The 20,196-nt window shown below is 37.2% G+C and carries 17 protein-coding genes and 1 other annotated feature; of the genes, 1 reads left to right on the top strand and 16 read right to left on the bottom strand.

Going from position 1 to position 20,196, the window contains the following annotated elements; all coding sequences use genetic code 11:
- Positions 1–10: 10 nt before the first annotated feature.
- The 10 genes from AC6CHV_RS13510 to AC6CHV_RS13465 form a co-directional block, all read right to left on the bottom strand.
- Positions 11–460 carry a prepilin-type N-terminal cleavage/methylation domain-containing protein gene (locus AC6CHV_RS13510; RefSeq protein ID WP_498079041.1) on the bottom strand — a complete coding sequence of 150 codons (450 nt, stop codon included), beginning with the start codon at positions 458–460 and terminating at the stop codon, positions 11–13.
- Positions 461–602: 142 nt separating this feature from the next.
- Positions 603–1,808: a type II secretion system F family protein gene (locus AC6CHV_RS13505; RefSeq protein WP_498079040.1), complete on the bottom strand. Its 1,206-nt coding sequence runs from the start codon at positions 1,806–1,808 to the stop codon at positions 603–605.
- Positions 1,801–2,847, bottom strand: a complete 1,047-nt coding sequence (locus AC6CHV_RS13500) for a PilT/PilU family type 4a pilus ATPase (protein WP_498079039.1) — start codon at positions 2,845–2,847, stop codon at positions 1,801–1,803. The genes AC6CHV_RS13505 and AC6CHV_RS13500 overlap by 8 nt, the downstream gene beginning before the upstream one ends.
- Before the next feature lie 11 nt (positions 2,848–2,858).
- Complete coding sequence (locus tag AC6CHV_RS13495; protein ID WP_498079038.1) at positions 2,859–4,514, bottom strand: ATPase, T2SS/T4P/T4SS family; 1,656 nt, start codon at positions 4,512–4,514, stop codon at positions 2,859–2,861.
- Positions 4,515–4,527: 13 nt separating this feature from the next.
- The gene (locus AC6CHV_RS13490) at positions 4,528–5,868 is read right to left on the bottom strand and encodes a G5 domain-containing protein (protein WP_498079037.1); all 1,341 of its coding nucleotides are present in this window, start codon (positions 5,866–5,868) and stop codon (positions 4,528–4,530) included.
- A gap of 262 nt (positions 5,869–6,130) precedes the next feature.
- The gene (locus AC6CHV_RS13485) at positions 6,131–7,660 is read right to left on the bottom strand and encodes a PilX N-terminal domain-containing pilus assembly protein (protein ID WP_498079036.1); all 1,530 of its coding nucleotides are present in this window, start codon (positions 7,658–7,660) and stop codon (positions 6,131–6,133) included.
- 10 nt (positions 7,661–7,670) lie between these two features.
- On the bottom strand, positions 7,671–8,063 hold the full coding sequence (locus AC6CHV_RS13480; protein ID WP_341330727.1) for a prepilin-type N-terminal cleavage/methylation domain-containing protein: 393 nt from the start codon (positions 8,061–8,063) through the stop codon (positions 7,671–7,673).
- Between the two features lie 13 nt (positions 8,064–8,076).
- Positions 8,077–8,502 carry a prepilin-type N-terminal cleavage/methylation domain-containing protein gene (locus AC6CHV_RS13475; protein WP_341330726.1) on the bottom strand — a complete coding sequence of 142 codons (426 nt, stop codon included), beginning with the start codon at positions 8,500–8,502 and terminating at the stop codon, positions 8,077–8,079.
- Positions 8,503–8,670: 168 nt separating this feature from the next.
- Positions 8,671–9,975 carry a bifunctional folylpolyglutamate synthase/dihydrofolate synthase gene (locus AC6CHV_RS13470; RefSeq protein ID WP_341330725.1) on the bottom strand — a complete coding sequence of 435 codons (1,305 nt, stop codon included), beginning with the start codon at positions 9,973–9,975 and terminating at the stop codon, positions 8,671–8,673.
- A 79-nt stretch (positions 9,976–10,054) separates the two neighbouring features.
- Positions 10,055–12,697, bottom strand: a complete 2,643-nt coding sequence (locus AC6CHV_RS13465; RefSeq protein ID WP_498079035.1) for a valine--tRNA ligase — start codon at positions 12,695–12,697, stop codon at positions 10,055–10,057.
- Positions 12,698–12,865: 168 nt separating this feature from the next.
- Positions 12,866–13,092 (bottom strand) — a binding site (T-box leader).
- A gap of 214 nt (positions 13,093–13,306) precedes the next feature.
- Here AC6CHV_RS13465 and AC6CHV_RS13460 point away from each other — a divergent pair.
- Positions 13,307–13,501 (top strand): YszA family small membrane protein, encoded by a 195-nt coding sequence (locus AC6CHV_RS13460; protein WP_121447694.1) that lies wholly within the window; start codon positions 13,307–13,309, stop codon positions 13,499–13,501.
- A gap of 13 nt (positions 13,502–13,514) precedes the next feature.
- Here AC6CHV_RS13460 and ysxE read toward each other — a convergent pair whose 3' ends face one another.
- The 6 genes from ysxE to hemC all read right to left on the bottom strand — a co-directional run bounded on the left by ysxE (position 13,515) and on the right by hemC (position 20,183).
- Entirely contained in the window at positions 13,515–14,555 is a 1,041-nt protein-coding gene (gene ysxE / locus AC6CHV_RS13455) for a spore coat protein YsxE (RefSeq protein WP_341330723.1), read from the bottom strand.
- Between the two features lie 87 nt (positions 14,556–14,642).
- Positions 14,643–15,932, bottom strand: coding sequence for a stage VI sporulation protein D (gene spoVID / locus AC6CHV_RS13450; RefSeq protein WP_498079034.1), 1,290 nt, complete (start codon positions 15,930–15,932; stop codon positions 14,643–14,645).
- A 142-nt stretch (positions 15,933–16,074) separates the two neighbouring features.
- Positions 16,075–17,364 (bottom strand): glutamate-1-semialdehyde 2,1-aminomutase, encoded by a 1,290-nt coding sequence (hemL, locus tag AC6CHV_RS13445; RefSeq protein WP_341330721.1) that lies wholly within the window; start codon positions 17,362–17,364, stop codon positions 16,075–16,077.
- A gap of 96 nt (positions 17,365–17,460) precedes the next feature.
- Positions 17,461–18,447: a porphobilinogen synthase gene (hemB, locus tag AC6CHV_RS13440; RefSeq protein WP_341330720.1), complete on the bottom strand. Its 987-nt coding sequence runs from the start codon at positions 18,445–18,447 to the stop codon at positions 17,461–17,463.
- Positions 18,448–19,251 (bottom strand): uroporphyrinogen-III synthase, encoded by an 804-nt coding sequence (locus tag AC6CHV_RS13435; protein ID WP_341330719.1) that lies wholly within the window; start codon positions 19,249–19,251, stop codon positions 18,448–18,450. It lies immediately after the preceding gene.
- The gene (hemC, locus tag AC6CHV_RS13430; protein ID WP_341330718.1) at positions 19,251–20,183 is read right to left on the bottom strand and encodes a hydroxymethylbilane synthase; all 933 of its coding nucleotides are present in this window, start codon (positions 20,181–20,183) and stop codon (positions 19,251–19,253) included. The genes AC6CHV_RS13435 and hemC overlap by 1 nt, the downstream gene beginning before the upstream one ends.
- Positions 20,184–20,196 lie beyond the last annotated feature (13 nt).

Below are 20,196 nucleotides of genomic sequence, written 5' to 3'. Positions count from 1 at the left end.
AACAATATAATTACCCAGCATTTTCTTCGTCTTCTTCTTTATTATCATTTCCTGCCTTTTCAGTATTCAATGCTTTTTGTATCTCTGCTTCAGTTAATCCACCCTCACTAATATTTGCAACTCGAGCATCGGCTGCAGTATTAGCATCTGTATGGCCAATAATAGTATAAACGCCATCTATTAAAGTAACTTTTTCAAATCCTTCAGCTTTATCTACATAATCTTTTAAATTTGCTTTGGTTATTTCTCTATCTCCTGTACTATTTGTTGATGCAACATATAATTTAGCCCCATCAATTATTTGTTGGGCATCAGCCAATGCAGCATTATCCCTACTATTGTTAATCACATTCCCAATCGCCGGAATCGCAATCGCCGCAATAATACCTAAAATTACTATAACTGCTAGTAATTCAATTAAAGTTAACCCCTTTTGATTTTTCAAATGCTTTTTAAACATGTTTCCCTCTCCTTTTTAGGAACTAGTCCATTTATACTATTTATTATAATAGCAAATGCTGTTGAAAACACTAGAAATTTGTTCGAAATAACATGAATTTAAACATATTTTTTACAAAGATGTGTCTTTTTTCATAATTCTATCATTGTATTTGATTAAAGATGTCGAACATTGGGACCAGAATCGCTGTGACTATAGTCCCGACAATACTACTCAAGAATACAATCATTAATGGTTCAATCAATGATTTTAATTGGTCGGTTGCATTTTCCACTTCATCCTCATAAAAATCTGCTACTTTCCCTAGCATCTCATCTAACGAACCTGTACTTTCACCAATCGCAATCATATGGATGATTAGCGGTGGGAACGCCCAGTGCTTTTTCATCGGATCTGTCATCGATTTTCCTTGTTCTAGCGCTTTTCTTGACTGCTTAATAACTTCCGCTATTACTTCATTTTCAACAATTGTTTCAACAACAACTAACGCTTGTAAAATAGGTACTGAACTATTCAACATGGAACTTAGTGTTCTCGTTAGGCGGGCAAGAACAGCCTTTTGAATTAGCTTCCCAAAAATGGGCATTTTTATTTTGGCATAATCTAAGTAATATCTTGTTTCTTGTCTTTGTTTAAGAAGAACAAACATTATATAAATGACAATGCCGAAAAGTATTACAAGCCACCAAAACTTTTGCATAAACACACTTGCGTTTAACACAAATTTTGTGATAGTAGGTAATTCTGCGCCAAAGTCAGCAAACATATCAACAAAGGTTGGGACAACAGAAACTAATAAAAAGATGACAACAGCAATTGCAACGATTCCAATTACGATTGGATATGCCATCGCTGATTTTACCTTTTGTCTTGTTTTATTTTGTTTCTCATAATACACTGCAAGGTTTTCAAGTGTTTCATCCAGACTTCCGCCAACCTCACCTACACGTACCATATTCGTAAATAAGTTAGTAAAAATTCGTTTATGCTTTGCAGTAGCAGTTGATAAGGCAATCCCTTCTCTAAGGTCCAGCTCTACTTCTAACAGAGCATTTTTAAGTGGTTTACTATCTGTTTGGTGCGCCAAAATATTCATTGAATCGACAATGGTTACCCCAGCTTTAATCAGGGTTGAAAACTGTCTTAAAAAGATGACAAAGTCCCTTAGTTTAACAGGATTGCCAATGGCTAAATCCTTCGTTAAAAAGGTCTCAGGTACTTCATTAATACTAATTACCCTAATTCCTTTATCACGCAGAGTTGCGACCGCATCAGTCTTAGAAGTTCCTGAAATTGTGCCGGACTTTTTTCCAAATTTATCTCTTCCCTCATATTTATATCTAGCCATTTGAATTTAACTCCTGTATAAATGGTTCTGCAATTTCCTTTGAAATAACCCCGGCACGGATTAAGTCCCGAATATTGCTTTCGAGCGTATGCATTCCTTCGGCACGGCTTGTTTGCATCACATTTTTAATTTGATGATTTTTATCGTTTCGAATTAAATTTGCAACTGCTGAATTATTAAGCAAGATTTCTGTAGCAGCTTTCCTACCCTTTCTATCAATGGTTGGAAATAATCTCTGTGAGATAACACTTACTAGAACGTTTGCTAGCTGAATCTTGATTTGAGGCTGCTGGGCATAGGGAAACATGTCAATGATTCGGTCTATTGTTGAAGGAGCACTTACTGTATGTAAGGTGCCTAGCACAAGGTGGCCAGTTTCTGCAGCTGTAATAGCCGTTTGTGTTGTTTCTAAATCCCGCATTTCACCTACAAGAATAACATCAGGATCTTGCCTTAGTGCTGCGCGAAGACCATTTGCAAAATTATGAGTGTCACTTCCAACCTCGCGTTGCTCAATAATACTCATACCATGTTTATGCAAGTATTCTATCGGGTCTTCTAACGTCACAACATGTTTACTCATTGTTTGGTTAATATATTGAATCATTGCAGCAAGTGTGGTTGACTTCCCACTACCTGTCGGGCCTGTTACTAGTATCAAGCCCTGAGGTTTTTGACAAATCTTTTTAAGCACCTGGGGCAATGCAAGATCTTCGATTGTCGGAATAGACGTAGGAATTACTCGAAATGCAATTGCAGGACAGCTTCTTTGCATATAAATGTTAACGCGGAAACGTGATACGCCAGCGATTCCATAGGAAAAATCAAGTTCTCCTTTTGCTTTGAATTGGTCCCACATTTCTTCTGGGACAATCGCTTTGGATATTTCCTCAATTACAGGCTGCTTTAAGATTTCTTTTCCGTATCTTTTTAATTCTCCATTGATACGGAATATTGGTGGTACACCAGCGGTAATATGAATATCCGAAGCCTTATGTTCATTTGCTGAATATAAAATTCGATTTATTTCTTCTCTCATTTAGTTCCCACCTATTCAGCAGTTGTTACTCGTAATATTTCTTCAGTCGTTGTTAATCCTTGCTGAACCTTTAATAGTCCATCATCAATTAGAAAGATGGTTTCATTTTTAATGGCCAACTCACGAAGTGTCGTGTAGGATTCTCGATTCATAATTGCCCTTTTCAAATCATCATTAATTACCAATAATTCATGAATAGCAACTCTGCCTTTATAACCCGTCATATTACACGTCCCGCAGCCTTTTCCTCTGTTCACCTTATCAACTGAAATACCACGTTTTACGAAGATTTCGAGCTCACGAACGGTAGGTTCCTGCAGTTGACCACAATCCCGGCATACCCGGCGAACTAATCGTTGGGCCACTACACCTGATAGTGAAGAAGCAACAAGAAAAGGTTCAACACCCATATCAATCAGACGAGTTATTGTTCCCAGAGAATCATTTGTATGTAGAGTACTTAATACTAAATGACCCGTTAGGGAAGCTCTTACTGCTACATCTGCTGTTTCTCGATCACGTATTTCCCCTACCATGATGATATTAGGGTCTTGTCTTAATATCGCTCTTAGGCCTTTCGCAAACGTCATTCCTACATTAGCATTTACTTGAATTTGATTAATACCTTCGAGTTGATATTCAACAGGGTCTTCAATTGTAATTATATTTACTTGCTCTGAATTAAGATGGTTTAAAGCAGCATAAAGGGTTGAAGACTTACCAGATCCCGTTGGGCCTGTGATCAATACAATACCCGTAGGTTTTTTAATTAAGTTCTTAAATTTATTAAAGTTAATTTGATTAAATCCTAATTGTGAAAGATTATTAAGGGAGCTTCCTAAATCTAAGACCCTCATTACGATTTTTTCGCCATAAACGGTTGGCAATGTTGAAACACGTAAATCAATATGGTGTGCTTCAAGATTAACTTTTATGCGGCCATCCTGTGGGATTCTACTTTCTGTAATGTCAAGATTTGCCATAATTTTGATTCTTGCAGTTAAGACTCCTTGCATGCTTTTCGGTAAAGCACGTTCTGTACGGAGCACTCCATCCACTCGGTAACGAAGCATAACCTTCGTTTCATGTGGATCCACATGAATATCACTTGCACGCTGTTGGACTGCATTTTGCAATATCTGATTGACTAACTTAACAACCGGTGAATCCTCATTTGTAATTTTCTCTTCTTGGATTTCAGTTGGTGCTTCATTAAAAAGTTCCTTTACTCCTTCATCCAGATCATAGAACTTATTAATTGCACGTAAGATTTCATCCTTTGAAGCGATGACAGGTTCAATATGAAATCCGGTCAATAGACGTAGATCATCAATTGCATAAAAGTCCATTGGGTCTGCCATTGCCACAAAAAGCTTGTCCCCTTCTTTTCGAAGTGCAATTAAAGAATGACGTCTCGCCATTTCTTTTGGAATCAGGTTTGTTAATGTCGTATCAACTGGATAACGGAATAAACTAACATGTGGTATCCCCAATTGAAATTCTAGTACTTCAATTAATTGTTGTTCGGTTATAAACCCTTTTTGAAGAAGAATATCCCCAAGTTTTTGAGACTCTGTTTTGTCCTCAAGCGCTTGTTTTAATTGATTTCCTGTTATCAGACCTGACTCAAGTAGTAAGTCCCCTAATCGCTTACGAAGTTTTCGCATGAATTTCCCCTTCCTAAGATTTTATTAAATGCATTGGGTCAGGATCTTCCCATAAATCTATATTTTCTTGTTCGTTCTCTTCCTTAGATTCATTTCCCGATTCTTTGTTATTTTTTTCTCCTTCTGTTCGATTATTATTGCCAGGAGTGGTTGATTCGAAATTAGCTTCATTGTCTTCAGGATCAGAAACATTTAGGTTTGGCGATCGTTCCGGTACGATAATACTATGGGCTTCAATCGTATGGATTGGTGGATAATAATCCTCAGCTATCTTCACCCTTTGATCTACTTGGCCACTCTCACTCATTATTCGATATACTTTTGCAACTTTACCAGGACTACCTTGTTGTTTGACAACCATTTTTCCCTTGGGAAGGGTACTATCATATTGCTTAATTATCTTTGGCTTAAAGGTTTCTTCATCCTCTATGGAGACTTTGATTGTTTGTGGAAGCTCCGCACCTACAAGTTGGACTTCTAACCCTTTGCTCGTTAATGAAAAGACTAGTTTATAATCGTAAGGATTTTCATTGTAGATAATTAAATCCTTTTTCTTGTTTTCAATTTTTGCCTCATATCCAAAATCAGCATAAGAAGGCAGCACATCACTAATATGTCGTTCAATGATTTCAAAATTAGACGGTAGTACAGTAGAATATATTCCTGTAGCGATTACACTTAATGCTTTGTCTGAATAGTGATTTGTTGTGCCACTTTCAGATAATAAGGTAAGTAGTGAAAATGGCTTATTTGCAGGTACATGAACAACTCCATATTCGTTAACCCATTTTTCTATTTCACTCTCATCGTCTATATTACTAACAACCGACTGTGATAGTACATTGGAATCATCTACAATAACAAATTGATCAAGGTTAATTTCTATTTCACCAGGAAGTAAATTTGAGGCTGGTGATAATATCCCAGATTTAAGTTCTTTAGATTCAAAATCCTCTATTTCCATCAAAGTTAATTCAGTAAGTACTGTTTCAATTTGATCATCCTTTAAATCTGTAAGAAGGGGGTTTTGGAAGCCATTAGCTGCTGAATTAATACTCTCAAGAATATGAAAGCTATATACTTCACGTTTGTTCAATTTCATTTTTTTATCACCAGATACAACTGAGAGTTCACCTGTCCCATACCAGTTTTCAATCTCTGATAATAAAATGCCTTTTGCATCTTCCTTAGTTAAGCCTGAAACATCCACGGGTCCAATCATAGTCCTTTCCTTGAAGATTTCTTCGGCAAAGAATGCATGATACGTTCTTGCTCCAACAGTAGAAAAAAGTGATAGCAGTAAAACACAAATAATTAGCAGACTAAATATTTTAACTGAAACTATTTTTTGCAAAGTTGTCCCCCCTTCAACTGCTTATAGCGGTAGCTTTTATTAGACGAAACTAAATTGTAACTTTAGTTTGTAGTGTCCCCAGATTCAAACGCATGTTTTTATAGTAAAAAATGCCTATTCATCACCTATCATTTTATATGAAAATAGGAAAATACTAAAGAAAATTTAGACGATATTTGTAATAAATTCATACATTTTGTCATTTTTTCAAACTCGATTCTAAAGCATAAAAAAATAGGGCCGTTCGCCCCATTTACTATCGTTATTTTTCTCTAGTTGGTTCTAATGAGAGAATATCTTTTGATGATACGGCACCCGTTGAACCACCAAAGATTGGGGGTAAATCGTCATCTGAGGCATTATTATGTGTTATTGATCCTCCCCCAGAAATGGTTAAGTTCTTAGAAATAATATTACCTACAATGGTGCCTCCACCTGATATATTTACATTTGAATTTGGTGCATAAAAAATTTGAGTTATAGCATTAGCTCCTCCACTAATGTCTATCTTTCCACCACCAGTAATAATATGACCTTGAAAACCCGATCCCCCAGTCAGAGAAATGTTTGCATTTCGTGCATATAACGAACCATATATTTTTTGACTTCCTGACATATCCAGGCTAAGGCCTTTATAAAAAATATCAAGCATTTTAATTTGTTCTCTGATTAGCTCCGAACTTGTTGCTTCATTATTCTTTTTAATATTTTCAATCTCATCAGTGGTATTAATAACACTGCCTGCACCCATTGTTATATTGTTATTAACATAAAGGGTAAGTTTTCCTGTTCCAATGATATTTATTTTTCCGTTTGGAACATTTAAATGATTTAGTACGATGTTTCGATCAGCACTACCTATATCTATATTTAATGTATTATTCGAAGTAATATAAATCTCATCGAATTGCAAATCCTCTGTCATATATAATGTGTAATTGTTAGCAACCCAATCATTAATATGTAATGATCCGTTATAAATGACATCATGACTATTGTTATTGTTATAAATTCTTTCGTTCTTTGGTATTGGATTGGTAGGAAATGCAGGAAACTGCGGTAAGTTAAATACTTTTATATACGGTAATTTAACTATTTCAAAGTCAACGGCCATATTTTGAGGTTTCTCAATAACATCATTTCCAGCACTAGGGCCTACATATACCGTACCTGAAATATCAGCACCACCGCTAAGTCTGACCGATTTAGGGGCAGATGAGTTTGTCCCTACATTACCAAAAATATCGGCCCCACCTGATAAATCAATAACTTCTTTAACAAAAACAGCTGTATCAGGGATTTCCACATTATTTTTAGCTACCCATTTGATGCGGATTTGTTTCTCCACCGTTCGTGACCGATTATCGATTGTTCCGATTGATGTGATTTTATAATCTTGATGACTTGAATTCGTATTTTGATTTCCAATCTTTTCGATCAAAATTTTTGCTTCTGGTTTATGTCCAAAAGCTTCTTCAAAATTTGTATAGGGTAGTTCATTGTTAATATCCGTGAACATACTATCAATTTTTGAGAAAAACGTAGTTTTATTTGTAGAGTCATTATAAATATTTACTATGTTCTTATTCATTTTATCCAACGTATATGTTACGCCTGATTCAGCAATATAATAAGTAGATTGATAGGTTCTATCACTGGAGCTCATTTTCATATTATTCAATGTAAGTCCCATTAGAGCTAGGCCTAAAATAGTAACAACCGTTAAGATTAACAGCACCATAACTAAGGCAACGCCTTTTTCATTATTTAAGAATGAAGTCCGTTTTTTCAAAATATCACGCCTATTCTCGTATATAAATAGTGGTTTCTGGCAGGTTCCCAATTTTTAAACTAACTTTATTTTCATTCTTTGAAACAGAAAAACCATTTATTTTTGTCATGAACTCTTCATTGTTTTTCTTAATTGTCGTTCCTTCAAGTTTGTAAGTATCTGTATCATTAAGGGTTAACTGATTAGGGTTTTTCACCTCGACAGTTTTTGCTTTTCTAATTTCCTTTGTGATTATATTTGCCGCTAGTCTTTCTTGTGATTGTATTTGTACCTCATCTGATTGGGAATTCATTTGTTTTTGTCCAAATAAATGAACAGAACTAGCTAGGAGTAGAACGACTGAAAGAAGTGCAATGGCGGCCAAAAGTTCAATTAAGCTAACACCTCTTTCGGACTTTATCATTTATTAACACCCACTATTTTTTCCAAGATATAATCATCTCCATTTGGGATTCAAGCTCTTTTTTAGATGTATCTCTATAGACTTTTAGAACAACTTTTCCTAGGTCAGTTGAATGATCTTTGATCTGTACAAATACATACCGTCCTTCTTTAGATATTCCATAACAATTCGTGCATGAAGGATCATTTCTGTATCCTTTATTTTGTAACTTATTTGATAGATCAGTTAATGAACGTGTAGTAGAATTTGTATTTAAATTTATGATTTCTTCCATCTCGGATTCTGCAAGATAAGTTGACTCTGTTATATTTTTTGATAGATGATTAGCCCTAGATGATTGTATGTACATTGGTGTGATTGAAACAATGATAATTGACAGAATGACGATGGAGGCGAGTATTTCAAGTAAGGTGATTCCATTTTGATTCTTTAACTTCAACCTCCATTCCCCCTCTACAAATAGTTCTTTAGCACCATTATATTGTTATTAAATAATATTGGAAAGAAAAAAACATAAAGTCGTGTCAGAATTTGTATTTTCATGTAAAAAAATAGACAAGAAAAATTCTTTTCTTATCTATTTCACTTCTATCTTGCCTCTATTCAGTTATTTTGATAATAAATATCCCCTAACCTCTGATATAAAATAAAGTGAACCAGTTATTACTAGGACTGAATTTTGTTCCGCTGTCACCTTGTCTAATTCCGATTTCACAGCTTCCATCCAGTTATCAATCGTTACGATTGTTTCACCTTTAGAAGAATTTTCATATAGTTCCTTGGAGCTTGCTGCTCTCGGAAAGTCAAAGGTTGTAAATGTTAGGTTATGAGCGACTGCTTCTAGTTGGCCAATCATTGTATCAAGTTTTTTATCATGTAATGCGCTAAAAATAATGTGGACTTCCTTACCTTTTAAGTGAGCCTGGATTGTATCAACAAGGCTTTTAATTCCTTCTGGATTATGAGCTCCGTCTAGAATGACGAGAGGCTTTTTCGAAATTTCTTCAAAGCGACCGATCCATTTTGTTTTTTCCAATCCAGCTGCAAGCTCTTGATCTCCTATTTGTACAATCCCGCTATTTTTCAAAATATTTATCGTCATTACTGCAAGACTAGCGTTTCTTACCTGATGTGTACCCTTCATGGCAATGGTTAGATTATGAAATGTTTTTTGATGTGCTTTTAGAGTAAATGATTCTCCATTTTTGTGTTGGTGATCTGAAATAAAAAAATCCTGTCCCAACTGATAAATTGGGCTATTTGTTTCTTTTGCCTTGGCATTAATAACTTCAATAGCTTCCTGTTGTTCAACAGCTGACACGACCGGGACATTCTGCTTAATGATACCCGCTTTTTCTCCGGTAATTTTTTCAATGGTGTCCCCTAGTATGTTCATATGATCAAATCCAATGCTCGTAATTATGGATACAAGAGGAGTTATCACATTTGTAGAGTCTAACTTACCCCCTAATCCAACCTCCATTATCACAAAGTCGATATTGGGATTTTCCCCGAAATAATAGAGAGCCATTGCTGTGATTACTTCAAATTCAGTTGGACCCCCGAGTTCGGTTCCTTCTAGTTCATCTGCTAATGGTTTGATCACCTTTAAAAGGGTGACAATTTCGTCGTTTGTTATAGGTTTTCCATTTACACTAATTCGTTCATTAAAGGTCTCAATATAGGGTGAAGTAAATGTTCCAACTCTGTATCCAGCTTCTTGTAACATATTGCGAATGTAGCTAACAGTTGAGCCTTTCCCATTTGTTCCTGCTACATGGATTGCTTTAATTTTTTTTTGCGGTTGACCGAGCCGTTCCATCATCCATTCCATTCGCGCAAGTCCTGGTTTCATACCAAGTCTTAATCTTCCATGAATCCAAGTCAAAGCATCTTCGTACGTATGTATCATATGGGTTCCTCCATATATAATCATTCAACTTAAAAAATGAAGGAAAGACGAATCTATAGTAGATCCGCCTCTCATTCCTTTAGCCTCTTAATTCTGAAATGCGTTCACGAACTGTTTCGCGTTTTTCAAGATAATCTTTTTCTTTTGCCTGTTCCTCTTCAATTACCTTTTGAGGTGCTTTCTTCACAAAACCTTCATTACTAAGTTTCTTCTGAACGCGTTCAACTTCTTTATCTAGTTTATCTAGTTCTTTTTCTAGTCGTTTAATTTCTTCATCAATGTTGATCAATCCTTCAAGTGGAAGGAATAATTCTGCTCCTGTTACTACTGAAGTCATAGCCTTTTCAGGAGAAGTAATTTCAGTTGCAAGTACAAGTTCACTAGGATTACAGAATCTTTCTAAATAAGAACGATTCTTCTCCAATTGTGAAAGAACGGCTTCATCTTTTGCTTTGATATGAAGCTTGATTTGTTTGCTCATTGGTGTATTAACTTCTGCCCTGATATTTCGAACAGAGCGAATAATATCGACTAATAGTCGCATTTCACCGGCTGCTTGATCATCAGATAATTCACGATTCACCTCTGGCCATTTTGCAACAGTAATGGATTCGCCATTATGTGGCAAGTTTTGCCATATTTCCTCGGTAATAAACGGCATGAATGGGTGTAGTAATCTCATCGTGTTGTCTAAGACATATGCAAGAATCGATCTGGTTGTTTTCTTTGCTTGCTCATCTTCACCGTATAAAGGAAGCTTCGCCATTTCTATATACCAATCACAGAATTCATCCCAAATGAAGTTATATAAAACTCGACCCACTTCACCGAATTCATATTTATCCGCAAGCTTTGTTACTGATTCAATTGTTTCATTTAGGCGAGTTAAAATCCATTTGTCTGCAACAGATTTTTCACCACTAAAGTCAATATCTTCGAACTTCATGTCACCCATATTCATTAATGCGAAACGTGACGCATTCCAGATCTTATTGGCAAAGTTCCAAGTTGCTTCAACTTTTTCCATACTAAAGCGTAAATCTTGACCAGGTGAACTTCCAGTAGATAAGAAGTAACGTAATGAATCGGCGCCATATTGGGCGATAACATCCATTGGGTCCACACCATTTCCGAGTGACTTACTCATTTTACGGCCTTCCGCATCACGTACCAGACCGTGAATCAGAACATCTTTAAATGGCCGTTTTCCTGTAAATTCTAGTCCTTGGAAAATCATTCTTGAAACCCAGAAGAAGATGATATCATAGCCAGTTACAAGAGCATCTGTAGGGTAATAGCGTTTAAAATCGGCTGCTTCCTTATCTGGCCAGCCCATTGTGGAGAATGGCCATAACGCAGAACTGAACCAAGTATCTAAAACATCATTGTCCTGCTCCCAGTTTTCGATATCACTTGGTGGCTCATGGTCAACATAAACCTCACCTGTTTCTTTATGGTACCACGCTGGAATTCGATGCCCCCACCATAATTGTCGTGAAATACACCAGTCACGGATGTTTTCCATCCAGCGCAAGTATGTTTTTTCAAATCGTTCCGGAACAAAGTTTACTTTCTCCTCTTGTGATTGAAGCTTAATTGCCTCATCTGCTAATGGTTGCATTTTTACAAACCATTGTGTGGATAGGTATGGCTCAACTACAGCACCGCTTCGCTCACTGTGACCTACTGAATGGAGATGCTCTTCAATATTAAATAGCACGCCTTCTTCTTGAAGATCTTTAACAATTTGTTTTCGGCATTCAAAGCGATCCATTCCTTGGTATTTACCAGCGTTTGCATTCATGGTTCCATCTTCATTCATAACTAAAACACGCTCAAGATTGTGACGATTTCCTACTTCAAAGTCATTCGGGTCATGTGCCGGTGTAATCTTAACTGCACCAGATCCAAATTCCATATCAACATAATCATCAGCCACAATCGGAATTTCTCTACCAACGATTGGGAGAATAACCGTTTTACCGATTAAATGCTTGAACCGCCCATCTTCTGGATGAACAGCGATTGCCGTATCACCTAGCATTGTTTCTGGTCGAGTCGTAGCAATCTCAATAGATCCGCTTCCATCTGCTAATGGATAACGCATATGATAAAATGCACCCTGAACATCCTTATAAATTACTTCAATGTCAGATAGAGCTGTTTTTGTAGCTGGGTCCCAGTTGATGATATATTCACCGCGGTAAATTAGACCTTTTTTATATAAAGTAACGAATACTTCACGTACCGCCTTAGAAAGTCCTTCATCAAGAGTGAAACGTTCTCTGGAATAATCAAGTCCAAGACCTAGTTTAGACCATTGTTCACGAATATGGCTCGCATACTCTTCCTTCCACTTCCATGTCTCTTCTACAAACTTTTCTCGCCCTAGGTCATATCGAGATTTTCCTTCTTCACGTAGCTTAGCCTCGACCTTTGCTTGGGTTGCAATACCAGCATGGTCCATTCCCGGTAACCATAACACATCATAGCCTTGCATTCTTTTAATACGAGTAAGTATATCCTGTAAGGTTGTATCCCACGCATGACCTAGATGTAACTTACCAGTTACGTTTGGTGGTGGAATGACAATCGTATAAGGTTTTTTCTCAGCATCATCTTTTGCTTCAAAAAATTTACCCTCTAACCAATATTGATAGCGCCCCGCTTCAATGGCTTGCGGATCATACTTAGTTGATAAAGTCTTTTCATTACCTTCCATTTGAGTTCCTCCTTAAACTAATAAACAAAATCAAATGCGCCTTGGCGTATTTGCCGTCCAGATTTTTTCGAGCTTGCTCGAAAAGTTTCTTTTGAAAATCTGTGACATCCGCCGGAGGCTTATTTTTCAGCTTCGGCTGAATAAATAAAAAAACTCCATTCATCCTAATAAAAGGACGAATGGAGTCTATTCGCGGTACCACCTTTTTTCATAGATAAAAAACGTATCTATGCTCTCAAAAAAAGATAACGGCTTTTCACCGGCTTTTACTACTTCATTTCATAAAAGCTACTTAAGGGTGACCTTCCATCGTTACGTTCCTAAGAAATCTCACAGCTAATGATTTCTCTCTCTGAAGGTGTTCACAATGTACTCTTCCCTGTCATCGTATGTACTCATTATGGGGATGTAAGTTAAGTTCTTTAAAGAATTTTACTACTTATTTTGTTGAATTTCAATAGGTATTGTCAATAAGGGTAGCCAAGTTTTTTATACTTTATTCTCTTTAAGTTAATTTGTTACAAAATTTTCAATCTGAATTGACAGGAACTTTTCTGCTTTTCCAAGCATAGTTTAGTTATAGGATTTCTTTGAAGGGAGAGATAAAGCATGAGAAGACGACGATTTAGAAAATACTCTTATCCTCATTGGCTACGACAATGTAGAGATGTTTGTCACCAATTTATCATCCCCATCACCATTGTTCAAGCGGTTCGAACTATATTTATACCCACCTCATTTGATGTGCTCTTTTTGGCCATATTAATTTTACTCGCAGTTGCATTTTACCTCGACATGATCTAAAAAATCCCATACTTTATTCCGTATGGGATTCTTCTTCCTCTTGTTCTTTTCTTTTTTGTTCAGCTTCCAACAGTTTCACTGAAACAAATTCAATATTTTTAGTCAACCAATAGGCTCGTTGTAAAACTTGGACATGTTCTAGCTCTGATTTCTTCTGTTTATTATCCATGTAATTTCGAAGACATTTATAGATTGGCTCAGGGAAAGTCAAATGGCTTAGAAAGAGATAGAACTCTTCTTCACGTAATGGAAAACGGCTTTGATAGGTTTCAAACCACTCAAGACAATCTGTACACAAAGTCGGATAAGTCTTTAATATTCGAAAATAGAGGCTTACTAAATCATTGGTAGGGCTGGCATACCCTGCCCTTTCAAAATTTGATAGATAGCCCCTTCCACTGTCATCATATAAAAAATGTGTATCTGAAAAATGATTAAGTGTTAATGCGGTACGGTATGCTTTTTCTCCTATCATTAACTCATGCCATTTATCGAGTTGTGATCTTGCAAATGAGGCTGCTAGACTTACTTCATAAAAATACGTACAGAATTGAAGTTCAAATGGAGACATATACCATTTTTGTTCGGCAGTTTCTACAAAACCTTCTAGTAACTGATTCCGTTCATCCCATTTCTTAACGATTGATTCATAATGCCTTGTAATCTCAGTTTCATCGTTCATTTGTATTTTTCTTGCAGTTGTTAAGTGAATTCTAGCAATTTCTTTAAAAAAGGAATGATAATGTTCTCCACGATGTTCGATGGTCGCAGTTTTTAACCAAGGCATTAGGTAGTGGAATTTATGGTTATGATAGACAAGGTACTTCCCCTCGATGGTTGAGTAAATGGGAACTGCCCTTGTATAGCCCTGTTGCAATAAGTGTTGAAGGAAAGTAGGGAAGGAAGGATTTATTTTATTTGAAACAGACTTTAATGCAAAAATTCCTTTGTTTGTCACAACCTTGGTAACTTTACCGAGTTGTTCAAATGATAAGGGCTTTAGATTATATTTTTTTAAGATGGGCCCTAATTCTCTAGCATCGTTATTATCCATTGGGCCAATCACTCTCTTTCCTAACAGTTTTGGTAATTCGTTTCATAAAGAAAACAGGGTGAGGTTTTCCTCACCCTATCTATGTTTCTAACTATTTGCTTGAACAGGGATGTATAAAAGCTGTCCTTCAGAGACGGAATCTGTGTTTAGTGAATTTACACGTACTAATTGTTGTACTGAGATATCATAACGCTCTGAAATCTTTTCTAACGTATCTCCGTGTTGAACGATACAAATTTTCATGGTTGTATGGTCATCTACTTCATCTCTACCAAAAATTTTAGTTAATAATAAATCATTTTCGCTACGTTTTGAAGGCTCATCAATCTTTTCTTCTCTTTGTTCTTTCACTGCATCTTTTTCCTGGACGGCAGTCGAGTTTTTCTTATTTGGATTATCAGACCCAAAGGATAATTGATTATCATGTCTTGCTTTCACTTCAATTGAAGGGGTTAACACTGCATGAACCTCTTCTTCAATCGCTTCGACTACATCAACAACCTCTTCTTCCTCATGTACCTCGTGTTCTTGGTATGCCTCTTTTCTAGCCTCCACTTCAAATGGAACAAATAGATCAGTATCTTCTTCCTCATTCTGCTGTTCATTTACAGCAATAACCTCTGGTTGTTTCTCCACCTGAGCTTCTTCTCGAGCCTCTACCTGAACATCATCTTTAGCCTCTGACTTAATATCATCTTGAGCCTCTACCTGAACTTTTTCTTGTGCCTCTCTATGTAGCACCACTTCGTCTTTTTCTTGTAGCACTACCTCTACTTGCTCCTGTGTTTTTTCCTCTTCCACCTGTTCTGAAACCGCTTGAACTTCCACTTCGGTTTCTTCTTCAGGAGGAATGCTTCTTACAAGCTCCAGTCCCTCTTCTGCTTCTTGTTCTGCTACAACAGGAGCTTGCACCTCTTGTTTTATTGTCTCCTGCACAGCATCCTCCTTAGGCGCCTGAGTAACACCTTGGATACCGCTAATTGCTAAATCGGCAATAATTTGTAAACATCCACGCTTCGGAATTTCATAGTCAAACGTCTCAATTGAAACATATACATCATCGAGGCTTTGTACACGATCTTGTGGAATTGTAATATCGACTGGGAATCGATGGTTTAGTTCACTAACCCCATCTTCTCTTGTGATCACTTCATTCACAAGGCGAACCGACGTAAAATCGCGTTCCTCCTTCTCGGAATGGTTTTCATCTATACGATATTCACCTGTTAGCTGTAATGCACCGCGTATGGACACATATTGGTCATGCTCTTGAATCACAATATCTGGGTCAAGAGATATTGAGATGAGCTCTGAGACTTCCTGTCCCTTTTGAAACCAGACTGATTCCTCTACTGAAAATCGCAAGTTTTCAGACATAGCTACTCCTCCTTTCAGTCCTCTTCTATACAGATTTACTATGACATTACAATTTTTATGATAAATCATAAGCATTTATGATACTTTCCGTAAATAAAAAGACAGACTCAGTCCGTTTACTGAGTCTGTCCTACTATTCTCGTTATCCTTTTAGTTTAGAAAATGCTTTTTCAGCTGCTTGAATTGTTTTTTCAATATCTTCATCAGTGTGTGCTGTTGATAAAAACAGTCCTTCAAATTGTGATGGTGGAAGGAATACTCCTTCATTTGCCATTTCACGATAATAGGATGCAAAGTACTCTAAATTAGATGTTTTTGCAACTTCATAGTTTATCACTTTTTCATTGGTGAAGAAGAATCCAATCATTGAACCCGCACGATTGATGCAGTGTGGGATCTCGTATTTTTCAGCTGCTTGTGTAAGCCCTTCTTCTAGTCGATCAGCTTTCTTTTTAAATTCAGTGTAGTCTTCTGGTTTCAGCTGTGATAAAGTCTCATAACCTGCAGCCATTGCTAATGGATTACCAGAAAGGGTTCCTGCTTGATAGATTGGTCCAGCTGGTGCAATATTCTCCATAATTTCTGCCCGGCCACCATATGCGCCTACAGGGAGTCCACCACCTATTACTTTACCAAGACATGTAAGGTCAGGAGTGACACCAAAATATCCTTGTGCACAATTATAGTCGACCCGGAATCCAGTCATTACCTCATCAAAAATGAGCAATGTTCCATTTTGTGTTGTAATCTCACGAAGTGCTTCAAGGAATCCTGGCTGTGGAGGAACAACCCCCATATTTCCTGCCACTGGCTCGACAATAACACCTGCTATGTCTTCTCCAAATTGTTCAAACGCGTATTTCACAGCCTCTAAATCATTATAAGGAACGGTAATCGTATTTTTTGCAATTCCTTCGGGTACTCCCGGGCTGTCAGGTAAACCGAGTGTAGCTACACCTGAACCAGCTTTAATCAATAAAGAATCGCCGTGTCCATGGTAACAACCTTCAAATTTTAAGATTTTACTGCGACCTGTATATCCTCTAGCTAATCGTAACGCACTCATCGTTGCCTCTGTACCGGAGTTAACCATCCGAACGATTTCAATTGATGGGACTCTTTCAATGACAAGCTTTGCAAGTTCGTTTTCTGCTAAAGTTGGGGCACCAAAGCTAGTTCCCATTTCGGTTGCTCTTTTAAGTGCTTCCACAACTTGATCATTCGCATGACCATGAATAAGAGGTCCCCATGATAAAACGTAATCTATGTATTCATTTCCATCGATATCATATATTTTAGAACCTTTCCCACGTTCCATGAAGATTGGATCCATAGCTACCGATCTAAAAGCACGAACTGGGCTGTTTACTCCACCTGGCATGAGGTGTACTGCTTCTGCAAATGCCGCTTTTGACTTTTCATAACTTCTCATCTTCGTAACCCCTTTCTTTTTTGGGGGCCTGACCCCCGATGCGTTAATGCGTTAACACGGTGGGGGGCAGGCCCCTTAATAAGCTTAATAAAACAATTACTTATCCTGTAACCAGCGAGCAACATCTTTTGAATGATACGTAATGATTAAATCTGCACCTGCACGTTTCATTCCTGTTAGCATTTCCATAACAATTTCTTTTTCATTTATCCATCCGTTTTGAGCAGCCGCTTTAATCATGGAGTATTCGCCACTCACATTATAAGCTACCACTGGTGCATTAAAATTATTTTTAACGTCACGCACGATATCCAAGTAAGACAATGCTGGTTTTACAATTAAGAAATCAGCACCCTCTTCAATATCTGATTCAGCTTCTCTTAATGCCTCTAGACGATTCGCATAGTCCATTTGATACGTTTTACGATCACCGAAGGAAGGAGCACTCCCTGCAGCATCACGGAATGGACCATAGAATGCTGATGAATATTTAACCGCGTAAGACATAATTGGAACATTTTCAAATCCAGCTTCATCTAAGCCGTGTCTAATCGCTGTCACAAAGCCATCCATCATATTAGATGGGGCAATTATATCCGCACCAGCTTTTGCCTGGCTTACAGCCGTTTTTGCTAATAGTTCAAGGGAAGGATCATTTAAAACTTGTCCATTTTCTATTACACCACAATGCCCATGTGATGTATATTCACAAAGACATGTATCAGCGATTACCACCAAGTCTGGATGCTTTTCTTTTGTTAATTGAGTTGCCTTTTGGACAATTCCGTGGTCATGAAATGCACCAGTACCCGTTTCATCTTTTTCATTTTCATTTGGTACACCAAATAATATAACAGATCTAATTCCTAATTCTACGATTTCATCAAGCTCTTGCTCAAGTAAATCCAATGAAATATTATATACACCAGGCATAGAAAGAACTTCTACTTTCTTATTTTCGCCCTCAGCGATAAACAATGGGTAAATTAGGTCATCTGTATGAAGATGAGTTTCACGTACTAATGCTCGAATATTTGCCGTTTGACGTAGTCTTCTATGTCTTGCAAATTGTAATTTTTCCATTTATTTTTCTCCTTCTTGCGCTTTTAAATAATCGACGATTTCCGTTAATAAATGATCAATGGTGTAATTAGCAGGACATATGTGAATTGGTATATGTAATTGCTTTGCACACTTTTCTGTTTCCGGTCCAATACAAGCAAATATCACATTTTTTGTCCAAAGTTGCCACTCTAATTGTTCAACCATTTTATAAAATTGCTTCACAGTTGAAGGACTTGTAAAGGTTATAATATCAATTTGTTTGTCTTTTAAAAGCGTTATTAAGCGCTCTTTTTCACGAGAATCTCCAACCGTCTCATAGACAACTAAATCGGTAGCTTCTGCCCCATGCCTAATCAATTCATCAACTAAATAAGAACGTGCTAGATTTCCACGAGCAAGTAAAAAGCGAGCACCTTTTTTCACAAAAGGTTTTAAACTCTTAAACAAGCCTTCCGCGATAAACTCTTCCGGGACCAACTCCGGTTTATATCCCTTTGTTAATAGAGCCTTTTCTGTCTTTGTGCCAACTACAGCAATTTTGGGTAGTGGAAGGTTCATTCCCGCTTCTTCCACTACCTGATTATAAAAATCGAAAAAGGAATCTACACCATTCTTACTCGTAAAAATCAACCAATCATATGACTTTAAATTGCTTATTGTATTCTTAATAATCGTTGTATTTTTCGGTTTATCAAATGTTAATAACGGAAGTTCAATTGGCGTTCCGCCAGCCGCTGTAATTTTCATTGAAAATTCAGCAGCTTGCTTTTTACCTCTCGTATTTAAGATTCTTTTCCCTAAAAGAGGTTGTTCGCCTTCCATTACTGATTTAGCTCCTCTTTCACTTTGTCGATGAGTTCTTTTGCACCCAGATTTGTCAATTTATTTGCTGCTTCATGACCAACCTCGATTGGATTATGACCGTAGACCTGTTCCTTGTAAATCGTATTTCCATCAGGAGAGCCCACTAAAGCTGTCAAAGCAATCTCATTATCATCGGACATAGTTGCATATGCTGCGATTGGAATTTGACAGCCGCCTTCCATTTTATCAAGGAATGCACGTTCAGCTGCAACCGTTTTTTCCGTATATTCATCATTAAATTTTGACAATGCTACTAAAAGTTCTGCATCATCTTCACGACATTCTATTGCTAACGCACCTTGACCTACTGCTGGCAAGCAAACCTCAGGGTCTACGAATTCGGATACTACATCGTCAGACCACCCCATACGCTTTAAGCCGGCTGCTGCTAATACAATTGCATCGTAATCTTCGTTCTCAAGCTTTGCAAGTCTCGTATCAATATTTCCACGAATCCATTTAATTTCGATATCGTTTCTTTTTGCTAGAAGCTGTGCACTTCTTCTTAAGCTACTTGTACCCACGATAGCCCCACTTTGAAGCTTTTCAAAGGAAACATTCCCCTTGGAAATGATTACATCACGATGATCTTCACGTTTTGGCACACAACCAATAATTAGGCCTTCAGGTAGCACTGCGGGCATATCTTTCATACTATGAACCGCCATGTCAATTTCCTTATCGAATAAAGCTTGTTCAATTTCCTTAACAAAAAGGCCTTTACCTCCGACCTTAGATAAAGTTACATCAAGGATTTTATCCCCTTTAGTGACGATTTCCTTTACCTCGAACTCATATGGAACACCAAGATCCTTAAGCTGTTGAATAACCCAGTTTGTTTGTGTAATAGCTAATTTACTTCTTCTAGACCCAACAATTATTTTTCTCATGAATGTACCTCCT

The sequence above is a fragment of the Ferdinandcohnia sp. GQ5 genome, assembly GCF_059759275.1.
Note: the sequence above shows the minus strand (reverse complement) of the source record. Positions and strands in the feature narration are given on the sequence as shown.

Bases quoted from the DNA above. Each gene is read 5' to 3' on its own strand.
- AC6CHV_RS13510 (WP_498079041.1), bottom strand. From the start codon at position 460: ATGTTTAAAAAGCATTTGAAAAATCAAAAGGGGTTAACTTTAATTGAA.
- AC6CHV_RS13505 (WP_498079040.1), bottom strand. From the start codon at position 1,808: ATGGCTAGATATAAATATGAGGGAAGAGATAAATTTGGAAAAAAGTCC.
- AC6CHV_RS13500 (WP_498079039.1), bottom strand. From the start codon at position 2,847: ATGAGAGAAGAAATAAATCGAATTTTATATTCAGCAAATGAACATAAG.
- AC6CHV_RS13495 (WP_498079038.1), bottom strand. From the start codon at position 4,514: ATGCGAAAACTTCGTAAGCGATTAGGGGACTTACTACTTGAGTCAGGT.
- AC6CHV_RS13480 (WP_341330727.1), bottom strand. From the start codon at position 8,063: ATGATAAAGTCCGAAAGAGGTGTTAGCTTAATTGAACTTTTGGCCGCC.
- AC6CHV_RS13470 (WP_341330725.1), bottom strand. From the start codon at position 9,975: ATGATACATACGTACGAAGATGCTTTGACTTGGATTCATGGAAGATTA.
- AC6CHV_RS13465 (WP_498079035.1), bottom strand. From the start codon at position 12,697: ATGGAAGGTAATGAAAAGACTTTATCAACTAAGTATGATCCGCAAGCC.
- AC6CHV_RS13460 (WP_121447694.1), top strand. From the start codon at position 13,307: ATGAGAAGACGACGATTTAGAAAATACTCTTATCCTCATTGGCTACGA.
- ysxE (WP_341330723.1), bottom strand. From the start codon at position 14,555: ATGGATAATAACGATGCTAGAGAATTAGGGCCCATCTTAAAAAAATAT.
- spoVID (WP_498079034.1), bottom strand. From the start codon at position 15,932: ATGTCTGAAAACTTGCGATTTTCAGTAGAGGAATCAGTCTGGTTTCAA.
- hemL (WP_341330721.1), bottom strand. From the start codon at position 17,364: ATGAGAAGTTATGAAAAGTCAAAAGCGGCATTTGCAGAAGCAGTACAC.
- hemB (WP_341330720.1), bottom strand. From the start codon at position 18,447: ATGGAAAAATTACAATTTGCAAGACATAGAAGACTACGTCAAACGGCA.
- AC6CHV_RS13435 (WP_341330719.1), bottom strand. From the start codon at position 19,251: ATGGAAGGCGAACAACCTCTTTTAGGGAAAAGAATCTTAAATACGAGA.
- hemC (WP_341330718.1), bottom strand. From the start codon at position 20,183: ATGAGAAAAATAATTGTTGGGTCTAGAAGAAGTAAATTAGCTATTACA.